The sequence below is a fragment of the Salmonella sp. 2020_1459 genome (genome assembly GCF_043847915.1).
GTDB classification, from domain to species: domain Bacteria; phylum Pseudomonadota; class Gammaproteobacteria; order Enterobacterales; family Enterobacteriaceae; genus Salmonella; species Salmonella enterica.
This window is the reverse complement of sequence record NZ_JBCMFA010000006.1, coordinates 13,718-32,209: the sequence shown is the minus strand read 5'-3', so window position 1 is coordinate 32,209 and position 18,492 is coordinate 13,718. Positions and strand designations below refer to the sequence as shown.

Here is an 18,492-nt window from a genome sequence, read left to right as displayed (position 1 = left end):
CATCGTTCCTTAATGCAGTCCAAAAACGTTCAACATCGTAGAGAGCTTGACGCCGGTTTCCCGCCACTCGCCGACTGGCGAAGAGGCAGGGACAATCCCGGCGCCAGCGAACAGGCGCACCTGATTACCGTGCAATTTCGCACAACGAATCGTCACTACCCACTCGCCGTTTCCTTCGGCATCGCACCAGCCGACAATGCCGCCAAACAGTTCACGATCGAACGGTTCCAGTTCAGCAATCAGCTTTTTCGCGACCTGATGAGGGAAACCGCTTAACGCAGGCGTTGGATGCAGCAGACAGGCCAGCGTCAGCGCGTTTTCTCCGGCGTTGGCCTTACCCTCAAACGGCGTACCGAGATGCCATAGCGTCGGCGTGGTGATTAACTGCGGAGAGGAAGGTAATTGCAGTTCCGTGCTGCGATCGCGCAGGATCTGCTTCATCGCCTGCGTCACCAGCTCATGTTCATGCCGATCTTTTTGTGAAGCCAGCAGTCGGTTTCCCGCCTCGCGATCCAGAACGTCATCGGGCTGTCGGCGTGCCGAGCCTGCTAACGGCAGCGAACTAAACCGCTCGCCCTCCTTGCGTAGCAGCAATTCGGGGCTGGCGCCCAGCAGAACGCCGCCATCCGCCAGTGGTACATGGAAGTTGTAACTAACTGGATTCTGCGCAACCAGCCGCTCCAGCAATGCTCCGCTATCCACCGCCACATCAGTGGTGATATCTATCAGCCGGGAAAGCACCACTTTATCGACGTCTGGCGTGGCGGTCAGCATAGCCGCGCGTGCGACCATCGCTTCAAAAGCATCCTGCTCCGGAATCGCCTTTCGTGCCGTCACCGTCAGCGGCTGATGGTCAGTAAAATAACGCGCCGTGCGCTGCTTTTGCTGGCGGGAAAAGGACTGCCACGCCATCGGGATAAATAGCGACGACGGCTGGCGGGTATCAAAGGGAATCGCCCCCACCAGGATAGGGTTGGCGATGCCCTGCGATTTGGCCTCGGCAAACTGCTGGCGCAATTTCTGCTGGAAAGGGCTATCCGGCGAATCTCCGGCAACCGCAGGCTCGGTATAACGGGCGAAGCACCCGGAAGTGGTAAAACTGCGATACGGCGACATGAAGAAAAAGCGATCGGGAGCAAGCGTTGCCATTGTCTCCTGAGCGTCCTCGGCCAGTGACATATCCATATCATCCTCCAATGATAAAGGCTTATATACACTTCATCTTTCAAGCTGCCTCTTTGTTGGCTGCGATCAGAAACCCCGGTCACACAGTTATCTATGCCCGCGGGGATTTCTTCCCTTGCCGTTGCGATGCTTCTTGAATGATTTTGTGTATAATAATGATTATTATTTCTATTTTTAGTGCGCTAACCTAAGAGTAAAACGTCGCTCTGTCAACTCTGGTCATGAGTTAAATGGCACTAAGGCTTGCATCTCGCTGCCGCTGACATGAAAATGAGAAGCATTAACTTTATTAATAACAGGACGCTATTGTGAGACTCCCCGCCTTTTATCGTTGGCTGCTTTTAGTGGTTGGTTTATCAATTTCAGGAATATCCTTAGCCCAGGACGCCGGTTGGCCCCGGCAAATCCAGGACAGCCGCGGCGTTCATACTCTGGACCACAAACCCGCGCGTATCGTCTCTACCAGCGTGACGTTAACAGGCTCGCTGCTGGCGATTGATGCGCCCGTCGTCGCCAGCGGAGCCACTACGCCGAATAACCGCTTTGCCGACGATCAAGGGTTCATGCGCCAGTGGAGCGACGTAGCAAAGGCTCGCCATGTCGCCCGGCTGTATATCGGCGAACCGAATGCCGAAACGGTCGCCGCGCAAATGCCGGATCTCATTTTGATTAGCGCCACCGGCGGCGACTCCGCGCTGGCGCTTTACGATCAGCTCTCCGCTATCGCGCCGACGCTCGTCATCAATTATGACGATAAAAGCTGGCAGAGTTTGCTCACGCAGCTTGGCGAGATCACCGGCCAGGAGAAACAGGCCGCCGCGCGAATAGCGGAATTTGAGGCGCAACTGACGACGGTTAAACAGCGAATCGCCCTGCCGCCGCAGCCGGTTAGCGCGCTGGTATATACCCCTGCCGCGCATAGCGCCAATCTGTGGACGCCAGAATCAGCACAAGGCAAGCTATTGACGCAGTTAGGCTTTACGCTGGCGACATTGCCCCGAGGGCTGCAAACCAGCAAAAGCCAGGGTAAGCGCCACGATATCATTCAGCTTGGCGGTGAAAATCTGGCCGCCGGGTTAAACGGCGAATCTCTTTTCCTGTTTGCCGGCGACAACAACGATGTCGCGGCCCTTTACGCCAATCCGCTGCTGGCGCACCTGCCAGCGGTGCAAAATAAGCGCGTCTATGCCCTGGGTACGGAGACGTTCCGTCTGGATTATTACAGCGCAACGTTGTTGCTTAACCGGCTGGCCGCCCTGTTTTAGCCTTATCGGAGTCTTATCCGACTGACCAGACCGATTTTGTCAGTCGGATAAACGCCTCTTTATCAGCCAGCATCGCTAACCGGCGGCGTCTGGCGAAAACGACGTAGCTCGCCCAGCACTAACAGCAGCAGCAAACCGATAATCACCAGCCCGAATCCACTCACGCTCGCGGAAGCGACCGGCGTCATCATTGCGCCAAGACCGCCTAACAGCGCCGCGCCGATAGCGTCTCCCGTGACGTTTTGCGCGGTCCACAGGCCGTTCATTCGCCCCAGCATATTTTCCGGCGTCTGGGTTTGCAGCAGGGTGTATTGTAATAACGAACTGATGGCGCTAAGCCAGCCAAACAGCGCCAGACAGATAACACCTGCGATCCAGACCGGCATGATGGCGAACAGCCCCACCGCCAGAAAAGAACCGACTGTCGAAACCAGCATAATGAGCCCCGGACGAACGCTATGCGCCAGTTGTCCGCTGGTCAGCGCGCCAATGGCCGCCCCCAGCGGAATTGCCGCATACAGCAAACCGATTTGCGCCGCCGACATCTGCCAGCTCATCGCCAGCGCCGGATAGAGGACGCGTACCGCGCTTGCCATCGTCACCAGACCGCCAAGCAGCGCAATACCGCCGATAAGCGGACTGGCGAGCAAAAAACGAAATGCCGCCAGTAACGCGATAAAAGGATTTTCCCGCGGCTGCGGAGGAACAGGCAGTCGCGGCAGCGTCAGTAACGGCAATAGCGTAATAAACGTCCCGGCGGCCGCCAGTCCATAGTTCCAGGCTACACCGCCGCTGGCAAGCAATATGCCCCCCAACATCGGGGAAATAACCGATCCCAGACGTACCGTCAGCATGGTAATCGCGCCGGCCTGCATCAGATTTTCTCTTCCGACCAGCGCTGGCGTCGCCGCCAGTAACGCGGTCACGCCCAGAGACGCGAAAAAGCCGTCCCACAGGCCAAGGAGATATATCGTCAGCAATGATGGTTCCGGCAACAGCGCGTTTACGCACAGGCCAATAAAGCCAATACCGCAAGTACCGCGCGCCAGCAGAATCACCTTTTTACGTTCGTAGCGATCGGCCAGCACACCGCCCACCATTAAGCCAATAAACATGGTGCCGCCGGTTAACGTTACCGACAGTCCTACCTGCCAGGTGGAGTGCGTCATCATTTGGATCTGTACCGGAACCGCCACGCCAAGCAGCCCCAGCGAGACAATAGAGATAAAACGGGCCAGAAATACTGCGCGAAATGCAGGGTGCGTCTTCAACAGGCTGAGATTGAGCAGCCAGGATTGTCGATTCATTACAACGCCTTAATGCGAGTTTTTTTAAATATCCATTCAATGGCTGCACATGCTAACATAACCAAATAAGATAGATAACGATAATTACTATCATTATCAGGGAAGTTACTATGTCATGCTCGTTTTCCGTGACGCGCGCGTTTGCCGTGCCCGGATTGTTGTTATTACTGAGTCTCGCCGCGGTTTTAAGCCTGGTCATTGGCGCGAAACCGCTGCCCGCCGCCGCCGTGCTGGAGGCGTTCACCGGCGTGTGCCAAAGCGCCGATTGCACCATCGTCATGGATGCGCGTTTGCCGCGTACGCTGGCCGGATTACTGGCAGGCGGCGCGTTGGGTCTCGCCGGGGCGCTCATGCAAACTCTCACTCGCAACCCGCTCGCCGACCCGGGGATTCTGGGCGTTAACAACGGCGCCAGCTTCGCCATTGTACTGGGCGCGGCGCTGTTTGGTTTCTCCACGCCGCTGGAACAGCTTTTCATGGCATTTAGCGGCGCGCTTATCGCATCGCTGATTGTCGCCTTCACCGGTAGTCAGGGCGGCGGCCAGTTAAGCCCGGTCCGCCTGACACTGGCGGGCGTGGCGCTTGGCGCGGTACTGGAAGGATTGACCAGCGGCATCGCGCTGTTAAATCCAGAAGTCTATGACCAGCTTCGCTTCTGGCAGGCGGGATCGCTGGACATTCGTAGCCTGCAAACGTTGAAAGTCGCGCTCGCGCCCGTGGTTATCGCTGGGATCGTGGCGCTATTTCTGAGCCGAGCGCTGAACAGCCTGAGCCTCGGCAGCGATACCGCGACGGCGCTGGGGAGTAAAGTGGCGCGCACCCAACTTATCGGTTTACTGGCGATTACCGTCTTGTGCGGCAGCGCAACGGCGCTGGTCGGCCCTATCGCCTTTATTGGTCTGATGATGCCGCATATGGCGCGTTGGCTGGTGGGCGCAGACCACCGCTGGTCGCTGCCAGTGACGCTACTGGCAACCCCTGCTCTGCTGCTTTTTGCCGATATTATTGGTCGTCTGTTGGTGCCGGGCGAACTCCGGGTATCGGTCGTCAGTGCATTTATCGGCGCGCCAGTACTTATCTTTCTGGTACGCCGTAAATCGAGCGGAGGCGGCCTGTGATGTTTCTTTCTCGTCGGCTTATCGTAAGCTGCCTGCTTCTGGCGGCTGGCTGCTTCGCCATTGGCTTATGGAGCCTGCAAAGCGGTGCCGTGCCCCTTGAGACCGGGCAGATTATTGCCGCGCTGCTGGGCGACGCGCCGCGTAACATCACCCTTGTCGTAACCGAATGGCGACTACCGCGCGTATTAATGGCGCTACTGATTGGCGCTGCGCTTGGCGTCAGTGGCGCGATTTTTCAGTCGTTGATGCGTAACCCGCTAGGCAGCCCTGATGTGATGGGCTTTAATACCGGCGCCTGGAGCGGCGTACTGGTCGCAATGGTCCTGTTTGGCCAGCATCTTACCGCGATCGCGCTGGCGGCAATGGCGGGCGGTATCGTCACGTCATTGATTGTCTGGCTGCTCGCCTGGCGTAACGGGATTGAAACTTTCCGGCTGATTATCATCGGTATCGGCATCCGCGCGATGTTAGTCGCCTTTAATACCTGGCTTCTGTTGCAGGCGTCGCTGGAAACGGCGCTCACCGCCGGCTTATGGAACGCCGGGTCGCTCAACGGTCTGACATGGGCAAAAACCTGGCCTTCGGCGCCGCTGATTATTGTGATGCTGACAGGCGCCGCGCTACTGGTGCGTCGTATGCGGCTGCTGGAGATGGGCGATGACAGCGCCTGCGCGCTGGGTGTTAGCGTGGAGCGGTCACGCCTGATGCTGATGCTGGTGGCGGTGTCGCTCACCGCTGCTGCAACGGCACTGGCTGGCCCCATCTCGTTTATTGCCCTTGTCGCGCCGCACATCGCCCGTCGTCTTAGCGGCACAGCGCGCTGGGGATTAACCCAGTCGGCGCTGTGCGGCGCGTTATTACTACTGGCCGCCGATGCGTGCGCGCAGCAACTGTTTATGCCTTATCAGCTTCCAGTGGGCGTGGTCACCGTCAGCCTCGGCGGTATTTACCTTATCGTCTTGTTAATTCAGGAGTCCCGCAAAAAATGACCGAATCCGTAGCCCGTTTGCGCGGCGACCAGTTAACGCTGGGTTATGGCAGCTATACCGTCGCAAAAAACCTTAATGTTTCGATTCCGGACGGCCATTTTACCGCTATCATCGGCCCTAACGGCTGCGGCAAGTCAACGTTGCTACGCACGCTAAGCCGTCTGATGACGCCTGTTGACGGCCATGTCTGGCTGGATGGCGAACAAATACAGCGTTACGCCAGTAAAGAGGTGGCGCGGCGCATCGGATTGCTGGCGCAAAACGCCACTACGCCGGGCGATATCACCGTACAAGAGCTGGTCGCCAGAGGGCGTTATCCGCATCAGCCGTTATTTACCCGCTGGCGCAAGGAAGATGCCGACGCCGTCGCCAGTGCCATGCGTGCAACAGGTATCACCTCACTGGCGACGCAAAGCGTAGATACTCTGTCCGGCGGCCAACGTCAGCGGGCGTGGATAGCCATGGTGCTGGCGCAGGAAACGTCCATCATGCTGCTGGATGAGCCGACAACGTGGCTGGATATTAGCCATCAAATTGATTTGCTGGAGTTGTTAAGCGATCTCAACCGCGAAAAAGGCTATACGCTCGCCGCCGTCCTGCATGACCTGAATCAGGCCTGCCGATACGCCACGCATTTGATTGCATTACGCGAAGGTAACATTGTCGCACAGGGCGCGCCGAAAGAGATTGTTACCGCTGAGCTTATCGAAAAAATCTATGGGCTGCGCTGTATGATTATCGACGATCCGGTTGCCGGTACGCCGCTGGTAGTACCGCTGGGACGGCGATAGTCGTTCACACAGATGACAAAGCCGGATAATCGCTATCCGGCTTTTCGGGTAAATCAGACTAACCGTTCATCTATCGCCAGCGCGTTTTCCATTTTACGCGAGACCATCGCGTGACGCAGTAATACGCCGCCGCAGGCCATCATACCGCCAATCAACGCCGCCAGGATAATAATGACCGCTTTACCCGGGCCATCTTTTTTCACTGGCAGAGACGGCGACAGTTGATATTTAAACGGGGTAAACTTCACGTCGCTCACATTCATTGCCGCCAGTTGTTCAACATGGTATTGACGGTTACGCAAATCACCGTCGATCTCGGCCACGTCCGTTACCCCTTTTTCAATTTCCAGTTTGCGGGAAATACCATCCGCGCCGAGAGAAATAGAAAAATCCGGATCATCTTTTACCGCCTGACCATTGCTGTAAACCGGTCTCTTAATACCGGCGGCGTTGGCGATTTCCAGCGAATAATGAAGACGTTGAATATTGGCATCAAGCTGATTTTTGAGACGCACCCGATCCATCGCCAGCTTTTCCTGCTCATAGCGGGTTTTGATTTCCAGCTGGTTACGAATATTTTCCAGCGTCTCTTTCACGACGATATCGGAGATGTACTGAATATAGCCAGCCAGCACTTTTTGCGCTTCTTCCCGCGTCGGCGCGGTAAAACTCAGCGTCCACGACGTGAATAACGACGTTTCATTTTTCTTGCCGACATTACTGTCCACCGCTTTCATTTTTTCGCTCAGCAGGACAATCGCCCGGTGAAGATCCTGCTCGTCTATTTGCGCGCCTTTTAATTGATCCATGACATACGGAGAAGAACGAAGATATTCTTCCAGCAGCGAGGGCGAGCTAAACTTTTTAATAAACAGATTAAATACGCTGCCCCGATCAACGCTTACCTCCATATCCAACACGCGCAGCGCGGTCAACGTTCTCTCCAGCCCCTGCCACTGTACCGACTCCGCCGGTGTGACAATCGCCTGGCTGGTCCATTTTTGCGGCAGCAGAAAGGACAGAAGCAACCCCACGCACGCAAAGGCGAAAACGGTAGCAAGAATACGACGTTTCGCCTGCCATAACACCTCTATAAGGCTAAACAAATCGATTTCATGACTGTTGGCGGGCGGCAGTGAGTAACCTGCAAATGACTGATTTTTTTCTTGTTTTACATTAAGAGATGGCATGCCGTATGACCTGAAAACTTTATCCAATGAAAGAACACATTCCTGTCAGAGATTCTAACAGCAAGTCAGAATTATCCGAAACAATCTTTACGCGCCAGTGCCCGAAAAGCTAAATATTCGGAATTAAACTTGCCTGTAGCATGTATCACTTATGTTAAAAGAATTAATAGTTGCAATAAAAAACCCATAATAATTAGTAATTATTATGGGTTTCAGGATTTAATTTGTTAAAGGCAGAAACAACGCCCGTTATTTATTAATAAGTTCGCTGATGATGGGCCCGATAGTTTCAAAAGCGGAGGGAGAAATAATATCTACATGCGCGCACGGCTGGCGATAAATAGCCAAAGAAGCTATCCACGGCGACCAGCTCTGTTCAGGCGATACGCCTTCCGGCACCGTTTTATCCGCCACAAAGAGCGTAGCATGTCCATCAAACGGTACGCTATGCGCCGTCGTCAGCAAACGGACGGCATCCGCATAATTGCCTTCAATGGCGGTAAATAAGGCGTCGGAGGCATTTCCCTGCTGCGCGGCGACAAACGCAGCGCGTTCACGTTCAATTTCCGCCAATACGTCCGGATTGAGGCCATTCGCCTCTTTTTCCCGCCAGTTTTGCGTTTCCGGCGGCCAGGTGTCCAGTAACCCCAAAAACGCCACGGTTTCGCCGCGCGCGCACAACCGGGCGGCGATCCCTTGCGCCAGCGTCCCGCCCAGCGAATAGCCTAATAAATAATAAGGGCCATGCGGCTGCCGGGCGAGCAAAGTCGCCAGATGATGTTCACATACCTCATCAAGGGTGGTTGCGGTTTGCATAGGGCCAGCGGGGCGCGGCGACTGAATCCCCATAATCGACCACGACGGGCTGAGATAGCGTGATAATACGCTAAATTGCCAGGCGAACCCCGACGCCGGATGGAAACAAAATAACGTTGGACCATCGCTTTCACGCAGCGGCAACAGCGGCCCGAACCCCAGATTGCGCGAGCGTTCGTCATCGTCAGTATCGAGCAGCTTACTTAACTGCGCCACGTCAGACGCCACCATCACCTGCCCCGGCGTCACCTGACGGTTAAACGTCTGACTTAGCTGCGCGGCCAGTTTCATCGCCAGCAGCGAATGTCCGCCCAGCGCAAAGAAATCACTTTCAACGTCGTTAATCTCACAGCCCAGCAGGCGGGAAAACGCCGCGGCGACAGCAATCTCCGTTGCGGACTGCGGCGCACGCCCTTTCACGCGCGGCGTCAGGTCCGGCAGCGGCAGGGCTTTACGATCCAGCTTGCCATTAGCGCTAAGCGGCAAACCGGCAAGTTGCAACAACACAACCGGCACCATATGCGCGGGAAGTTTTTGGCGTAATTTTTCCTGCAGCGCCGGTAAATCCAGCGGCAAACCGGAGTGCGACACCAGATAGCCGACCAGTTGCCGGGCATCCCCGCCCGTCGCCGCCGCCTGATTAAAGACGCAGGCATGTGCTACCGCCTGTTCAACATCCGGCAGCGTTTGCATGACGCGGTCAATCTCGCCCAGTTCAATACGTTGACCCCGAATTTTGAGCTGATCGTCGCTGCGCCCCAGGTATTCCACCGCGCCGGAATCCAGCCAGCGCGCCACATCTCCGGTACGGTACATCCGTTCGCCTGGCGCAAAAGGATCGGCGATAAAACGGCTGGCGGTAAGATCCGGACGCCCCAGATAGCCCTGCGCCAGTTGGATACCGGTAAGATAGAGATCGCCAGCCACGCCCGGCGGCACCGGCTGCATATGCGCATCAAGAATACGTAAACCGGTATTCCAGACGGGATAACCAATCGGGATGCTGTTGCCGTCAACAGCCGCCAGCTCATCGCCACAGGCCGGATACCAGCTCACATCCACCGCGGCCTCCGTTGGCCCGTACAGATTGTGTAGCGGCGCGTTGGTTAACGTCTCCCATTCGCGGCACAGCGCCGTCGGCAGGGCCTCGCCGCTACAGAAAACGCGCTTTAAGGAAGCGCAGCTTTTCCCCACCGACGCTGGCGTGAGCGAGGCAATAAAGGCCGCCAGCATCGACGGCACAAAATGAGTGGTCGTGACGCCGTATTGCGCAAAGAACCGTTGCATCGCGAGCGGGTCGCGGTGCGCTTCCGGTTCAGCCATCACCAGTTTCGCCCCGGCGATAAACGGCCAGAAAAACTCCCATACTGAGACGTCAAAACTGCACGGCGTTTTTTGCGCTACTACATCATCCGCCGTCAACGGATAGTGATCCTGCATCCACAGCAACCGGTTGACTATCGCCGTTTGTCCCACCATCACTCCTTTCGGCCTGCCCGTCGAGCCAGAGGTGAAAATGATGTAAGCGGTATGATGCGGTAGCGACAGCCCCAGCGGAGTGGCGTCACTGACCGGTAGCGGTTGGCTATAACACAAATATTCCATCCCCGGAATATCGTGAAAGCGCGCCAGCTGCGCCTGAGTCGTAATTAACAGTTTCGGCTGCGCATCTTCCAGCATCATTCGCAGCCGATCGTCAGGATAACCGGTATCCAGCGGCAGCCAGGCGGCGCCCGCCTCGACAATGCCATGCAGCGCTAAGGTCAGGAAAACCGACCGCGGCAACGCCACCGCCACGCTATCGCCAGGCTGAACGCCGCGTTCCCGCAGCGCGTACGCCAGCGCTACAACCTGTTCGCGCATTTCACGGTAGGTAAAGTGATAATGCGCATCTGCCAACGCGGAAGCCTCTGGCGTTTTTTGCGCCTGCTGCGCCACCAAATCGCTAAGCGTGGCGGCGGGAATCGTTACCGCCGTATTATTAAGGTGTGTTAATTGCGTTTGTTCTTCCGCCAGCAGCATTTGCGCATCGCCGCAGCGCAGCGCCGGGTTATCCGCAAACTGCGTGATAAGCGCCATCAACCGTAAGGCATGGCGGGAGAGCGTGGCGTCATCGTAACGCTGCGCATTCGCCAGCAATTCAATATCCAGACCGCCGTTTTCATCCGGAAAAAGCGCCAGTTCAAGATCGTTAACCGGCCCCGTCGCCAGGGTATGGGTTTGCGCCTGTATGCCAGGAAGATCCAGATGATAATCAAATACTTTTATGTTGAGCACCGGGCCAAATAGCGGCGTCTCCCCTGCGGCTCGCCCGCTATCGCGTACAATCTGTTCGGCGTCGTAACGCTGGTGGCGGCGCATCTTCTTTAACTGCGCCGCAAGACGCTTCGCCAGCGTTGGCAGATCTTCCGTCGCATGAAGGTTAACCGCCAGCGGCAACACGTTAAGGACAGGCCCGGTCGCCGTTAACGCCGCCGATCCCATCCGCCGCATAAAGATAAATCCGGCGGCATAATCCATTCGCCCGCATAATCGTCCCAGCCACAACGTCACCAGCGCCAGGGCAAGATCCGCTCGCGGTATCTCAGGCATGTGCGCCGCCAGTTGGCGAAACGCCCCCGCCGGCGCGCTCAATTTCATACGCAGAATATCCGCGCTCGCCGACCGCCCCGGCAACGGCGCGGCAGACATTGACGCCGGCGGCGGCAGCTCGCGGCGCTGCTGCGCCCAGAAGGCGCCGTCACGCTGCCAGGCCTCGCTCTGGCGATAGCGCTGATATTCCTCGACCACATCCGCAAAGGGGGTAAAAGGCGACTCCGGCGTAGGAGCGTCGCTCTGCCAGGCGCGATAAATCGCCGCAATCTGGCGAGTTATCGCCGGGAAGCTAAAGCCATCCACCAGCAAATGGTGATAGCGCTGATACCAATACCAGCGGGTATCATCAATGCGGATTAACTGGTGAAACGCCAGCGGCTTACCGCTATCTGCGCGCAGGTTTTGCCGTAAATCCGCCTGCATTAACGCCAGCGCCGCGTGATGCGGATCGGGATGGTCGCGTAAATCGGCAAGCGGGGGCTCGCCGAAGGTGTGCTCAGGATCTATCCATTGCCAGACCTCGCCGTTCTCTTCGGTAAAACGCATCCGTAGCGTATCCGCCTGTTGCATCCCTACCGCTACCGCTTTTGCCAGCAAGGCGGCATCCAGCTCGCCGTTCAGTTCCACATAGTGCGCCACGCTCCAGGCGGAGGGTAAATCAGAGAGTTTTTCCGCCATCCAGATCCCCGGCTGGGCGGCGACTAACGGTAAACGCTGCGTCATTTCGCCTCCTGCTTATCGGCATAATGCGCCGGATTCAGTGTTGTCCAGCGCGTATTAAGCCACTGCTGGCACGCGTCCTGCGATTGCGGTTCGCATACCACGTCCCAGCCTGCGGGAAGCGCACATGCCGCTGGCCAAAGGCTGAATTGACGCTGCGCATTTTGCAGGATGTAAAACTGTCCCTGCGGATTATCGAAGGGATTACTGAATTCCATACTCAACTCCTGTCATGGACATGTGCCCGGTTAAAGCGTGTCGATAAGCGGCTGCCAAAGCAGCATCAGCCCTTGCGTTAGCCCGCCGCGCCAGCAAAGCGCATCGTGTCCGCCGTCAACCTGACGCCAGAAAATGGACTGCTGCGAAGTATTCAGTTGGGCATAAAGCGCCTGATTCGCCTGAAACACGATCGGCTCACGCACGCCGGCTTCCAGTACGATACGCAGTCCGCGCGCGCATAATGCGCCGGTTTTCAGCCGGGTAATGACTTCCCCCTCCGGCGGGGTGATGCGATGAGGCCACCAGAACGATCCTGACTGGCTTAGTACACAGCCAAAACGCGTCGGCCAGTTCAGGCCGGCATACAGCGCCGACAGGCCGCCAAAACTCTGTCCGGCGACCACCGTTCGCCCGGCATCATCGCTAAAAGGCGTCACGGCTCTGACTTGCGGCAACAGTTCCTGTTGCACCGCCAGCCAGAAGTCGGCATTGCAGGGCAACTCCTGGCTGCGGTGTTGAGTATCAATCGCGTCAATCAGCAGATAGACGGCACCGGGAAGCAGGCGTTGATGAGTCAGCGAGGCGAGTGCGGGCCAGACGGGCATATTTTCCGCCCAGAATTGACCGTCCAGCAGAATAGCCAACGGTCTTTCCTCCGGCGCCTCGTCTCCGGTCGTCAATATCCATACGCGGCGGGAGTTACCCAGACGTTCGCTATGCCACTGCATCATCAAAGGCGGCGAGTACGGCGTTTCAGGACGATCCCATCCCGGCTGAAGGGGCGCACCCGGCATTTCCAGCGCTGAAACCGCATGACCACGTCCTCCCCGCCAGCTTCGCGAATTAAGCGGGTCGGCAATCGCCTGCGGTAATAGCTGTCGCCAGCCTTCACGCAGCGCGTTCCGATCGGGCGTTTCGCCCGGCGCAAAAGCGGCAAAAACGTCATCGCGTTCGGTAGGAATAAAACAGTAGCTGCCGCGCCAGTTAGCGCTAAGCGCCGTACTCCAGCGCCAGACATCCGTTCCGGCAATACGCGCCATCGTCTGAGGCTGCGCGTTTTGATGATGATCGGTTACGCCAGTGATGTAGACCCAGACACGCCGTATCGGGGAGTGTGTTTCGTTTCCCTGCGGGTCGCGCCACCAAAAAGTGACCCGATAATTTCCGTCTTTTTCCCGTATCCATTCCGGCCCGGTTTTCGTCCTCCACCAGGCCTCACTTCCCGTTGCCAGCGCCTCTTTCATTATAACCCTGTGTTTATTATGAATTTTGTATATAAAAGGTGAAATATATTGATAATATTATTGATAACTATTTGCATTTGCAATAGCGTATTGTCGCGCTATGGGACGCGCGAACACAATTTCACCACCCGGCCAATGCCTTTGACGGGCGCTTTGGCTTATGTGGCTAAAGAAAAGCAGGATATACAATGAACAAGAAGATTCATTCCCTGACCTTACTGGTCAATTTAGGGATTTACGGGGCCGCTCTGCCCGTGATGGCGGAAGACAAAACCGATAGCGCTGCGCTCACCAATGAAGACACCATCGTGGTGACTGCTGCCCAGCAAAACCTACAGGCGCCAGGCGTATCCACCATCACCGCCGATGAGATCCGCAAAAATCCGCCCGCGCGCGACGTGTCAGAAATCATCCGCACCATGCCGGGCGTGAACCTGACCGGCAACTCCACCAGCGGTCAGCGCGGGAATAACCGCCAAATCGATATTCGCGGCATGGGGCCGGAAAACACCCTCATCCTGATAGACGGTAAACCCGTTACCAGCCGTAACTCGGTGCGCCTGGGCTGGCGCGGCGAACGCGATACCCGCGGCGATACCGCGTGGGTGCCGCCGGAGATGATCGAACGCATTGAAGTGCTGCGTGGCCCTGCCGCCGCACGCTACGGTAACGGCGCGGCGGGTGGCGTGGTCAATATCATTACCAAAAAAGGCGGTAGCGAGTGGCACGGCTCCTGGAATACCTATTTCAACGCGCCGGAACATAAAGACGAAGGCGCGACCAAACGTACTAACTTTAGCCTGAACGGCCCGCTGGGCGGGGATTTCAGCTTCCGTCTGTATGGCAACCTCGACAAAACGCAGGCTGATGCGCGTAATATTAACCAGGGGCATCAGTCTGAACGTACCGGGAGTTACGCCGACACGCTACCGGCAGGACGCGAGGGGGTCATTAACAAAGATATCAACGGCGTGGTTCGTTGGGATTTTGCTCCGCTTCAGTCTCTGGAACTGGAGGCCGGTTACAGTCGCCAGGGCAACCTCTATGCCGGCGATACTCAGAACACCAATACGAACCAGCTGGTGAAAGATAATTACGGAAAAGAGACGAACCGCCTCTATCGGCAGAACTACTCTCTGACCTGGAACGGCGGCTGGGATAATGGCGTAACCACCAGTAACTGGGTGCAATACGAACATACCCGTAACTCCCGGATGCCGGAAGGCCTGGCAGGCGGCACCGAAGGAATTTTCGATCCCAAAGCATCGCAAAAATATGCCGATGCCGATTTGAATGACGTCACCCTACACAGCGAAGTGAGCCTTCCTTTCGATCTGCTGGTAAATCAAAACCTGACGCTGGGTACCGAATGGGCCCAACAGCGTATGAAAGACGAGCTCTCCAACTCGCAAACCTTTATGGGGGGAAATATCCCGGGTTACAGCAGTACCAATCGTAGCCCCTATTCAAAAGCGGAAATTTTCTCTCTGTTTGCTGAAAACAACATGGAACTGACCGACAGCACCATGCTGACGCCGGGGCTACGTTTCGATCATCACAGTATTGTGGGGGATAACTGGAGCCCGTCGCTGAACCTGTCGCAAGGTCTGGGGGATGACTTTACTCTGAAAATGGGGATCGCCCGCGCTTATAAAGCCCCGAGTCTGTACCAGACTAACCCAAACTATATTTTGTACAGTAAAGGTCAGGGTTGCTACGCGACTGGCGCGGGTACCGGCATCGGCTGCTATATGATGGGTAACGATGATCTGAAAGCCGAAACCAGCATCAATAAAGAGATCGGTCTGGAATTTAAACGCGATGGCTGGCTGGCCGGCATCACCTGGTTCCGCAATGATTACCGCAATAAGATTGAAGCGGGTACGGTGCCGTTGCAGCGTATCAACAACGGCAAAACGGATGTTTATCAGTGGGAGAACGCGCCGAAAGCGGTCGTTGAAGGTCTGGAAGGCACGTTAAACGTACCGGTTAGCGACACCGTCAACTGGACGAATAACGTTACGTATATGCTGCAGAGTAAAAACAAAGAGACCGGCGAACGCCTGTCGATTATTCCACAGTACACGCTTAACTCAACCCTGAGCTGGCAGGTACGTCAGGACGTTTCTCTGCAATCGACCTTCACCTGGTACGGCAAACAAGAGCCGAAGAAATATGATTATCAGGGTAACCCCGTTACCGGAACAGATAAGCAAGCGGTCAGCCCATACAGTATTGTTGGCCTGAGCGCGACCTGGGACGTGACCAAAAATGTCAGCCTGACCGGTGGCGTGGATAACCTCTTTGACAAACGTCTGTGGCGTGAAGGTAACGCGCAAACCGTCAGGGATACTCAAACTGGCGCTTATATGGCGGGCGCTGGCGCGTACACCTATAACGAACCGGGACGTACGTGGTATATGAGCATTAATACCCATTTCTGATGGCAACCTTCCCTCCCTCATTCGGGGAGGGAATTGGCAAAAATGATGCTGACATCTCATTTTCCCCTTCCCTTTGCCGGACACAGGCTGCATATCGTCGACTTTGATGCGAGCAGCTTTCACGAACACGACCTATTATGGCTGCCTCATCACGATCGGCTCCGGTCTGTCGGACGCAAGCGTAAAGCTGAACATCTGGCAGGCCGCATCGCCGCCGTTCATGCGCTACGCGAGGTGGGCGTCAGGACAGTGCCCGGTATTGGCGACAAGCGACAGCCGCTATGGCCGGACGGCCTATTTGGCAGCATCAGCCACTGTGCGACAACGGCGCTGGCCGTCATATCCCGACAGCGTATTGGCATTGATATAGAAAAAATCATGAGTCAGCACACGGCGACAGAGCTGGCGCCGTCCATTATTGATAGCGATGAGCGCCAAATTCTCCAGGCGAGCTCGCTCCCTTTTCCGCTTGCCCTGACGCTGGCCTTCTCCGCCAAAGAGAGCGTTTATAAAGCCTTTTCAGACCGCGTCACGCTCCCGGGATTCGATAGCGCAAAAGTTACCTCGCTTACCGCCACGCACATCTCGTTACATCTGCTGCCAGCCTTTGCCGCCACGATGGCTGAACGTACCGTCCGTACAGAATGGTTTCAACGTGGCAATAGCGTTATTACTCTTGTTTCTGCAATAACGCGCTTTCCCCACGACAGGAGCGCTCCCGCTTCTATACTTAGCGCAATACCCCGATAAATGAGATCGCTATGGCGCTGAATGATTTTCACGTTTCTGAACCTTATACGCTTGGTATTGAGCTGGAGATGCAGGTGATCAATCCACCTGGCTACGATTTAAGTCAGGACTCTTCTACGCTGATCGACGCCGTTAAGCCCCAACTTACTGCGGGAGAAATTAAGCACGATATCACCGAAAGTATGCTGGAGATGGCCACGGGCGTCTGCCGCGATATTGACCAGGCGGCGGCCCAACTTTCTGCCATGCAGCACGTTATTTTACAGGCGGCGTCGGAACACCATCTCGGCATTTGCGGCGGCGGTACGCACCCTTTTCAAAAATGGCAGCGTCAGGAGGTCTGTGATAATGAGCGCTATCAACGCACGCTGGAAAATTTCGGCTACTTAATTCAACAGGCGACGGTTTTCGGCCAGCATGTCCATGTCGGCTGCGCGAATGGCGACGATGCGATTTATCTTTTACACGGGCTGTCGCATTTTGTGCCGCACTTTATTGCGCTCTCCGCCGCGTCTCCCTATATGCAAGGATCTGACACCCGTTTTGCCTGCGCGCGCCTGAATATTTTTTCCGCTTTTCCCGATAACGGTCCCATGCCGTGGGTCAGTAACTGGCAAGAGTTTGCCGGACTATTTCGCCGTCTGTCTTACACCACGATGATCGACAGCATCAAAGATTTGCACTGGGATATCCGCCCCAGCCCGGCCTTTGGCACGGTAGAAGTTCGGGTGATGGATACGCCGCTCACCCTTGATCATGCCATCAATATGGCAGGGTTGATTCAGGCGACCGCGCACTGGCTGCTGACCGAGCGTCCCTTTAAACCGCAGGAACAAGACTATCTGTTATATAAATTCAACCGTTTTCAGGCTTGCCGCTATGGTCTGGAGGGCGTGCTAACCGATGTCTATACCGGCGACCGCCGTCGCCTGGCAGATGATACGCTGCGTCTGCTGGACAACGTTACCCCCTCTGCGCGCAAGCTGGGCGCCGACAGCGCCATTGACGCGCTACGTCTGCAGGTGAAAAAAGGTGGTAACGAAGCGCAATATATGCGGGAGTTTATTGCCGACGGCGGATCGCTGATAGGCCTGGTACAAAAACATTGTGAAATCTGGGCGGGACAATAGACAGCATATTTGCCTTACCAGGCGATATCCCGGACAATGGCGTTTTAACTTACGTTTAACAAAGCCATGAAACACCCGCTTGAATCATTGATGACCGCTGCCGGTATTTTGCTGATGGCGTTGCTCTCCAGCCTGCTGCTGCCCGCCCCGTCGCTCGGCCTTGCGCTGGCGCAAAAACTGGTCGGGATCTTTCATCTTATGGATCTCAACCAGCTTTATACTTTGTTGTTTTGTTTATGGTTTCTTTTGCTCGGCGCGCTGGAATATTATGTTATTCGCTTTATCTGGCGGCGCTGGTTTTCGCTGGCCGATTAAACATTTCAATGCGTACGGCCATGCTTTTCTTTACGATAAGCGCCTGGCGGCAGGTTGAACGTGCGGGTAAAAATGCGCGTAAAGGTTTGCTGCGAATCAAAACCATACTTGAGACAAATATCATACACCTTCTGGTCGGTGTCGCGCAGGTCGCGCGCCGCCAGTTTTAGCTTCCGTTCACGCACGTAGCGCCCCAGACTCTCCCCTTTGTACTGCATAAAAAGGCGCTGCAGGTGCCACTTGGAATACCCCGCATGACGGGCAATATCATCAATACGTAACGGCTGATTCAAATTATCATCAATCCACTCGACAATCGTGTCGATAACCTGAGCGGAAATGGTCATCGTGCTCTCCCCTCTATCAAACTCGTCAGCGGCTCCCGCACCGCACATTTACGGCAACAGCAATAAG

Annotated in this window: 15 protein-coding genes; 8 read left to right on the top strand and 7 right to left on the bottom strand. The window is 56.0% G+C overall.

Annotated elements, in window-relative coordinates; translation table 11 throughout:
- Positions 1 to 9: 9 nt before the first annotated feature.
- On the bottom strand, positions 10 to 1,185 hold the full coding sequence (entC, locus tag ACH0VJ_RS15705; RefSeq protein WP_000367596.1) for an isochorismate synthase EntC: 1,176 nt from the start codon (positions 1,183 to 1,185) through the stop codon (positions 10 to 12).
- 308 nt (positions 1,186 to 1,493) lie between these two features.
- Here entC and fepB point away from each other — a divergent pair, with 308 nt between their 5' ends.
- A complete protein-coding gene (gene fepB / locus ACH0VJ_RS15700; RefSeq protein WP_001238993.1) occupies positions 1,494 to 2,450 on the top strand; it encodes a Fe2+-enterobactin ABC transporter substrate-binding protein in 957 nt (318 codons plus the stop codon).
- A 62-nt stretch (positions 2,451 to 2,512) separates the two neighbouring features.
- On the opposite strand, the gene entS is transcribed toward fepB, so the two are convergent.
- Entirely contained in the window at positions 2,513 to 3,757 is a 1,245-nt protein-coding gene (gene entS, locus ACH0VJ_RS15695) for an enterobactin transporter EntS (protein ID WP_001081676.1), read from the bottom strand.
- A gap of 110 nt (positions 3,758 to 3,867) precedes the next feature.
- Here entS and fepD point away from each other — a divergent pair, with 110 nt between their 5' ends.
- From fepD to fepC, 3 genes are read left to right on the top strand one after another with little or no spacing between them, the layout of a single operon-like run.
- The gene (gene fepD / locus ACH0VJ_RS15690) at positions 3,868 to 4,875 is read left to right on the top strand and encodes a Fe(3+)-siderophore ABC transporter permease (protein WP_001277871.1); all 1,008 of its coding nucleotides are present in this window, start codon (positions 3,868 to 3,870) and stop codon (positions 4,873 to 4,875) included.
- Complete coding sequence (fepG, locus tag ACH0VJ_RS15685) at positions 4,875 to 5,864, top strand: iron-enterobactin ABC transporter permease (RefSeq protein WP_000480064.1); 990 nt, start codon at positions 4,875 to 4,877, stop codon at positions 5,862 to 5,864. Before fepD ends, fepG begins: the two co-directional genes overlap by 1 nt.
- Positions 5,861 to 6,655 (top strand): iron-enterobactin ABC transporter ATP-binding protein, encoded by a 795-nt coding sequence (gene fepC / locus ACH0VJ_RS15680; protein WP_000140622.1) that lies wholly within the window; start codon positions 5,861 to 5,863, stop codon positions 6,653 to 6,655. The genes fepG and fepC overlap by 4 nt, the downstream gene beginning before the upstream one ends.
- A gap of 53 nt (positions 6,656 to 6,708) precedes the next feature.
- On the opposite strand, the gene wzz(fepE) is transcribed toward fepC, so the two are convergent.
- From wzz(fepE) to fes, 4 genes are all read right to left on the bottom strand, one after another.
- Positions 6,709 to 7,845, bottom strand: coding sequence for an LPS O-antigen length regulator Wzz(fepE) (gene wzz(fepE), locus ACH0VJ_RS15675; protein ID WP_001139585.1), 1,137 nt, complete (start codon positions 7,843 to 7,845; stop codon positions 6,709 to 6,711).
- 249 nt (positions 7,846 to 8,094) lie between these two features.
- Entirely contained in the window at positions 8,095 to 11,979 is a 3,885-nt protein-coding gene (gene entF, locus ACH0VJ_RS15670) for an enterobactin non-ribosomal peptide synthetase EntF (RefSeq protein ID WP_000194141.1), read from the bottom strand.
- On the bottom strand, positions 11,976 to 12,194 hold the full coding sequence (locus tag ACH0VJ_RS15665; protein WP_000396006.1) for an MbtH family protein: 219 nt from the start codon (positions 12,192 to 12,194) through the stop codon (positions 11,976 to 11,978). Before ACH0VJ_RS15665 ends, entF begins: the two co-directional genes overlap by 4 nt.
- Before the next feature lie 30 nt (positions 12,195 to 12,224).
- Positions 12,225 to 13,439 (bottom strand): enterochelin esterase, encoded by a 1,215-nt coding sequence (gene fes / locus ACH0VJ_RS15660; RefSeq protein WP_000656599.1) that lies wholly within the window; start codon positions 13,437 to 13,439, stop codon positions 12,225 to 12,227.
- A 188-nt stretch (positions 13,440 to 13,627) separates the two neighbouring features.
- On the opposite strand from fes, the gene ACH0VJ_RS15655 reads away from it, so the two are divergent.
- The 4 genes from ACH0VJ_RS15655 to ACH0VJ_RS15640 all read left to right on the top strand — a co-directional run bounded on the left by ACH0VJ_RS15655 (position 13,628) and on the right by ACH0VJ_RS15640 (position 18,078).
- Positions 13,628 to 15,883 (top strand): TonB-dependent siderophore receptor, encoded by a 2,256-nt coding sequence (locus ACH0VJ_RS15655; protein ID WP_079833539.1) that lies wholly within the window; start codon positions 13,628 to 13,630, stop codon positions 15,881 to 15,883.
- 45 nt (positions 15,884 to 15,928) lie between these two features.
- Complete coding sequence (gene entD, locus ACH0VJ_RS15650; protein WP_023196645.1) at positions 15,929 to 16,633, top strand: enterobactin synthase subunit EntD; 705 nt, start codon at positions 15,929 to 15,931, stop codon at positions 16,631 to 16,633.
- 11 nt (positions 16,634 to 16,644) lie between these two features.
- Positions 16,645 to 17,763 (top strand): YbdK family carboxylate-amine ligase, encoded by a 1,119-nt coding sequence (locus ACH0VJ_RS15645; protein ID WP_001196910.1) that lies wholly within the window; start codon positions 16,645 to 16,647, stop codon positions 17,761 to 17,763.
- 66 nt (positions 17,764 to 17,829) lie between these two features.
- Positions 17,830 to 18,078 (top strand): DUF1158 family protein, encoded by a 249-nt coding sequence (locus ACH0VJ_RS15640; protein ID WP_000682497.1) that lies wholly within the window; start codon positions 17,830 to 17,832, stop codon positions 18,076 to 18,078.
- Positions 18,079 to 18,083: 5 nt separating this feature from the next.
- Here ACH0VJ_RS15640 and ACH0VJ_RS15635 read toward each other — a convergent pair whose 3' ends face one another.
- Positions 18,084 to 18,425 (bottom strand): RamA family antibiotic efflux transcriptional regulator, encoded by a 342-nt coding sequence (locus tag ACH0VJ_RS15635; protein ID WP_000155633.1) that lies wholly within the window; start codon positions 18,423 to 18,425, stop codon positions 18,084 to 18,086.
- Between the last annotated feature and the right edge of the window lie 67 nt (positions 18,426 to 18,492).